Origin of the sequence: Pseudomonas sp. DrBHI1, from assembly GCF_002205115.1 — a bacterium.
GTDB lineage: Bacteria > Pseudomonadota > Gammaproteobacteria > Pseudomonadales > Pseudomonadaceae > Aquipseudomonas > Aquipseudomonas mosselii.
Map to the genome: position 1 here is coordinate 669 of NZ_NIBE01000110.1, position 5,460 is coordinate 6,128.

Annotated in this window: 6 protein-coding genes; all 6 read left to right on the forward strand. The window is 52.2% G+C overall.

The window, feature by feature from the left end:
• Positions 1-2,508: DUF637 domain-containing protein (locus tag CC207_RS21660; RefSeq protein WP_256582162.1), on the forward strand; the 2,508-nt coding region annotated here is incomplete at its 5' end.
• Positions 2,508-3,020, forward strand: coding sequence for a hypothetical protein (locus CC207_RS21665; RefSeq protein ID WP_088852741.1), 513 nt, complete (start codon positions 2,508-2,510; stop codon positions 3,018-3,020). The genes CC207_RS21660 and CC207_RS21665, both read left to right, overlap by 1 nt.
• Before the next feature lie 357 nt (positions 3,021-3,377).
• A complete protein-coding gene (locus CC207_RS26850; protein ID WP_143496156.1) occupies positions 3,378-3,746 on the forward strand; it encodes a hypothetical protein in 369 nt (122 codons plus the stop codon).
• Complete coding sequence (locus CC207_RS26855) at positions 3,743-3,988, forward strand: hypothetical protein (protein WP_143496157.1); 246 nt, start codon at positions 3,743-3,745, stop codon at positions 3,986-3,988. The genes CC207_RS26850 and CC207_RS26855 overlap by 4 nt, the downstream gene beginning before the upstream one ends.
• A 572-nt stretch (positions 3,989-4,560) precedes the next feature.
• Positions 4,561-4,869: a hypothetical protein gene (locus tag CC207_RS21670; RefSeq protein ID WP_063630093.1), complete on the forward strand. Its 309-nt coding sequence runs from the start codon at positions 4,561-4,563 to the stop codon at positions 4,867-4,869.
• A 6-nt stretch (positions 4,870-4,875) separates the two neighbouring features.
• The gene (locus CC207_RS21675; RefSeq protein WP_088852743.1) at positions 4,876-5,247 is read left to right on the forward strand and encodes a hemagglutinin repeat-containing protein; all 372 of its coding nucleotides are present in this window, start codon (positions 4,876-4,878) and stop codon (positions 5,245-5,247) included.
• Positions 5,248-5,460: the final 213 nt, after the last annotated feature.

Genomic DNA, 5,460 nt, shown 5'->3' on the forward strand with positions numbered 1-5,460 from the left:
CTCACCGCCACGGCCGGCCAGGACCTGAGCATCGTCGCCAGCGAGATCGAGGCCCGCCGCGACCTGGCCCTGCAGGCCGGGCGCGACGTGACCCTGGCCGCCGCGGCGAACGAGGAGCACAGCTACGCCAAGGGCAAGAAAGGCAAGACCAAGTACGAGCGCCAGGAGGACGACGTCGAGCAGCAGTCGGCTGAAGTGAAGGCCGGCGGCGACCTGACCATCGACGCCGGGCGCGACCTGCGCATGGTGGCGAGCAAGGCCAGCGCCGGCGACGAAGCCTACCTGGTGGCCGGCGACAAGCTCGAGCTGCTGGCTGCCAACGACAGCCAGTACTCGCTGTATGACATGAACAAGAAGGGAGGTTGGGGGAGCAAGAAGACCCAGCGTGATGAAGTGACCGACGTGAAGGCGGTGGGGAGTGAGGTCACCAGTGGTGGCGACCTGACCCTCGAGAGTGGCGGTGACCAGCTGTACCAGGGCGCGAAACTCGCCTCCGGTGCGGACCTGACCATTGATAGCGGCGGTTCGGTGACCTTCGAAGCGGTCAAGGACATGCATCAGGAGAGTCACGAGAAGAGCAACAACAACGCCTTCTGGGTTTCCTCCAAAGGCAAGGGCAATACTGATGAAACCCTGCGCCAGACTCAGATGGTAGCCGCCGGTGAAATCGTCATTAAAGCTGTTGAAGGATTGAAGATCGACGTCAAACAGGTGGATCAACAAACCGTCAGTCAGAGCATCGATGCGATGGTGAAAGCCGATTCGCAACTGGCCTGGCTGAAACAGGCTGAAACCCGTGGCGATGTGGACTGGCGACAAGTGAAGGAGATCCATGACTCCTTCAAATACAGCAACTCGGGTCTTGGGCCAGCTTCACAGATCATCATTGCAATTGTGATGGCAGCAGTGGTTGGGCCGTTAGCGGCGGGAGCAATGGGGACAACCACTGCAGGAGCGGTCACGGCAGGGACCATTTCCGTGGAGACTGCCGCCGGTTTGTCAGCAGCGGCAGGAGCTGTCGCATCAGGCGCTGCGACCAACGCTACCGTTAGCACCATCAACAATCGCGGCAATCTGGGTGCAGTGTTCAAGGATGTGACTTCTTCGGATGCGATGAAGGGGTATGCGATCTCGGGCATTACCGCAGGTTTGACGGCTGGTTATTTTGACGGCTTGACCAGTACCAAAACCAATACGGCGATAGGAGCGGTCACCCCAGTTTCCTCTCTGAGTACCTGGAGCGGTGTTGGGCAATTTGCCGCCAATCAGACGTTGCAGAGCGGCACCTCCATGCTGCTGAGCAAGGCTCTTGGACAGGGCGGTAGTGCTAGCGATGCCTTGAAGAATGCGTTGTTCAACACCTTGGCGGCGGCCAGTTTCAACGCAGTGGGTGATTACACCAAAGGCGTGGTTGCCGATGGCTCGGCGCCGAAGGTTGCGATTCACGCGATGGTGGGCGGGTTGCTGGCTAAGGCCTCCGGTGGGGACTTCAAAACTGGTGCGTTGGCGGCAGGTGCGAATGAAGCGCTGGTGGTGCATCTGGACTCCTTGGTCAAAGGCAACGACAACCTGCTGACCATGAGTTCGCAGATCGTTGGAGTATTGGCGGCGGCGAGCCAGAAAGATACTGATGCGGCCCAGATGGAGAAAGGGGCTTGGGTTGCCAAGAATGCTACGCAGTACAACTACCTTCTTCACAAGGAAGTGAAGGAGATGCTTTCGGAGGTCGATAGCAAGACAACCGAAGCGGAGAAAAATGAAGTTCGTGCGCGTTATGCCCAACTAGACGAGATGAGGAATCAGGAGCTGGCATCAGTTTGCCAGGCTGCTCCACAAGCATGTGATGCCCTTTCAAATCGTTTGATTGCGGATGAGCCCAAGCTCCGTGAGTTGGCCAAGTCACTTTCTGCTCAAGGCCATTTCAAGGAAGCTGCTACGATTGCGGCAATCATTATCACCAATAACACCACTGCTGGTATGACGATTGCCACGGAGCTGGCTGCACAGCGGGATGGGAATGAGTCCTCGTTTTTGACCGCAGCAGCTGGTACATTGTTGGGGGCAACGCTGGGGGGAATGAGGCCGACGGGTTCTGTTGGTGCAAAAGCGACAGGCGAAGCTGTAACTCAGATCCCGGGCCGAGTAAAGTCTCGGATAAATATTGCCAATGGTCGCACGGAAAACACTCCGCTTCGTGATAATGGTAAGCCAGTATCTGCGGGCTTTGATCATGTTCTGGAAGGCCATTTCAACGTAGTAGTCGCCAATACACGTTCTGTGTTCACTATTACTCCAAATGAGCTGAAGGGGATCCTTCAGAGCAGCTCAGTCGTTAAATCACCAGTTACTGCGTTGCCAGGTGGTCAGTTTGTAAGGACTGTTGACACGGGAAGGATTATTGGTACTACTACGCTGAAAGATGGAGGTCTTCCTACTTCAGTGATAAAGGTCTTCACTGATAAGGCCGGTAACTTGATAAGTACCTTCCCGGTTAAGGTGGTGAACTAATGAGGTCTCTCCCTGTGCATGTGTGGCGTGAGCTTCAGTTGGCTGTGATGCTGCTTAGTGAAGAGTCATCGTTAAGAGATGTTCTTGGGGTTATTCTTTTGTGGGTTAGAGATAATTATAAATATTTTACTGTTGAGCCGTTTTTGAGTTATGGGCTCGATGAGTTTTCAAATATAAATGAAAGTTTGATGCCTGTTGATTATTCGTCATTTTTACCTAGTGATATAACACGCTTCAAAAATGTCATTCTGGGACGTCAGGCTAAGGACGTTGAGTCTATAGCGCGGTTTCTACGCGATACAATCGAGGCCTTGATAACTGTTGAAATTGATAAACAATGCCCTAGGTGTGAGTCTACTGGGTTGCGCGTCTTTATAGGTAGGCATAACGGGCTACTGGCTTACCAATGTGACGTCTGTGGTCATTCCCATTACATAGACGGATCCAAGGTGGAAGTTGGTGGGTTAGAATTTGTAAGTGAGGGAGTGTTGCGAAATATTGGCATGATTTAATGGTCCAAAAGCTACAGCCAGTTCCCCTTAAAACTTGGAGAAGGAAAGAGAAGGAAAAGGGACCAGAAGGAAATGGACGGAAAAGGGGACAGATTTATTTTTCCGGGACGGACGGAAAAGGGGACAGATTTATTTTTCCTACTCTAATTCCAGCTCCTGGTAGCGAAGGGATCTAGCTGTCATGTAGGTAGGCCGAGATTAGAGTGGGGAAAATAAATCTGTCCCATTTTTTACTAGTCCTTGGCTAGAAGCGATGGGTACAAAGGCCCTGGTCATGATTATGTAGCTGGTTGGGTGTATACTCCAGCTGCGTTGGGCACGGTTATATCGCCCCCGGCAGGACTTGCTGGCACAGCGATGGGCGGTGTCATTGGCGGTGGTGCTAACATTAGCTATCAATTGTCTACGGATAAGCCGTTTAGTTATGTGGATGCTGCCATTGCTACCACTGTGGGTGGTGCAACTCAAGGTCGCGGGGCCGCATTCACTATTGGTGCAGGTATGGGAGGGGCATTCTTAGGGAGCTTGATTAAAGGTGATAGTCCAATGTATCCAGTTTTAGGTGCGGCCATTGGCGGTGCGGTGGGCCTGAAAGCTGGACAGGTTGTAACCGATAAATTAAAGCCGTATGCCGGAAGGTATTCTGAGGCGGTAGGTGCCTCCGTGGCTTCTCAGACGTCCGAGGTTGTAGGCGGTAAGTTAGGAGCAATGGGAGATAATAAGTGATTAAGCCTAAGTCGAGGTTTCAAGCTTATGTGCTGCTTTTTATATATTTAGTTGCTTTATTTTTCTTTACAGGTGTTATGGCAAATGTTTTAGGGGCTATAATTGTTTATTATGAGCATGGTGCGTGGAATTTTGGCTGGTCTGATATCTCCGGATTATTTCCTGGTTTTTTAGCTTATGCAGTACCTGTGTGGCTTGGGATATGTGTTGCTTCATATTTCAAGTGGGGTGATAGGAAGTAAATTTCTAAATGATTCCCGAGCGCGGATTGCTTGAGCCACAAGGGTCTAAGCTTGAGTAAGACCGAAAAGGGACATACTCTAATTTCGGTTTGTAGGACCAAAAAGGGGCAGATTTGAATGGCACTTACTTAACAGCCAACCCTTTGATCCACAAGAAAAAATGAAGAAGGGCTGGCCTTGGTCTACGGTGATAGTTGCGAACACACACCATTAAGCCAAGGACGCAGCCCAGAATGGATCGTAGACGTCAAATCCTGCAGCATCAACAGCAGCGTTTCCGCCACCATGCTTCGACCAGTGACGCTCAGGCATTTTTCGATCTCCTCATAACGGAAAAGGTAACGGAAAAGGGGACAGATTTATTTTTCCTACTCTAATTCCAGCTCCTGGCAGCGAAGGGATCTAGCTGTCATGTAGGTAGGCCGAGATTAGGGTGGGGGAAATAAATCTGTCCCCTTTTTTCGCATGCATCCAGATATGCAAAAGGCCTTGCAACAGGCTGGCATGGCCGATCGCAAAGTCAACATTCTTGTTGGAGAAAAGCAATGATGAGCTATCAGGACTCCCAGCGCATGAGTAAGCAAGCTGCTGAGGAAGCCTTTGCCTCGACTGAGGTTAAGTGTATTTGCGAGGCATTGGTGTCCATTGCCTTTTATGAGTCAGATTGGAAGTGGGTGCAGAGCAAATGCTTAGAGTTTCTCAACAACGAAAACCCCGAAATTAGAGGGCTTGCGGCAACTTGCCTTGGGCATATAGCAAGAATTCATCGCCAGCTTGAGAAAGAGAAGGTGCTCAATGCTCTTCATGGCCATCTAGATGACCATGCGATCTCAGGGCAGGTTGAGGATGCTCTGGATGACATTGATATGTTCTTGCAGTGACCAGCTATGCGTTGCCCCATGGCGGGGCAGGATATCGGCATTGTCGGTGGCGCCGTGCAGGCCGGCGGCAACATCGACATGGATGCCGGGCGTGACCTGATCATCGCCAGCCAGGAAGGTGTCGACAGCCACGAGTACCAGCGCCGCCGCGTCAGTGGCCACGACACCAGCATCACCCAGTACGGCAGCGAGGTGAAGGCCGGGGGCAACCTCACCGCCACGGCCGGCCAGGACCTGAGCATCGTCGCCAGCGAGATCGAGGCCCGCCGCGACCTGGCCCTGCAGGCGGGGCGCGACGTGACCCTGGCCGCTGCGGCGAACGAGGAGCACAGCTACGCCAAGGGCAAGAAAGGCAAGACCAAGTACGAGCGCCAGTAGAGGGGAAAAGGGGACAGATTTATTTTCCCTACTCTAATTCCAGATCCTGGCAGCGAAGGGATCTAGCTGTCATGTAGGTAGGCCGAGATTAGAGTGGGGGAAATAAATCTGTCCCCTTTTTTCGATTTTACTATTGATCTTGGGCGTGAAAAAGTATGAAAGTGGCTGAAAATTGGACAGGTCTATTTTTTCTACTGTAGGTTTGGTTCCTGT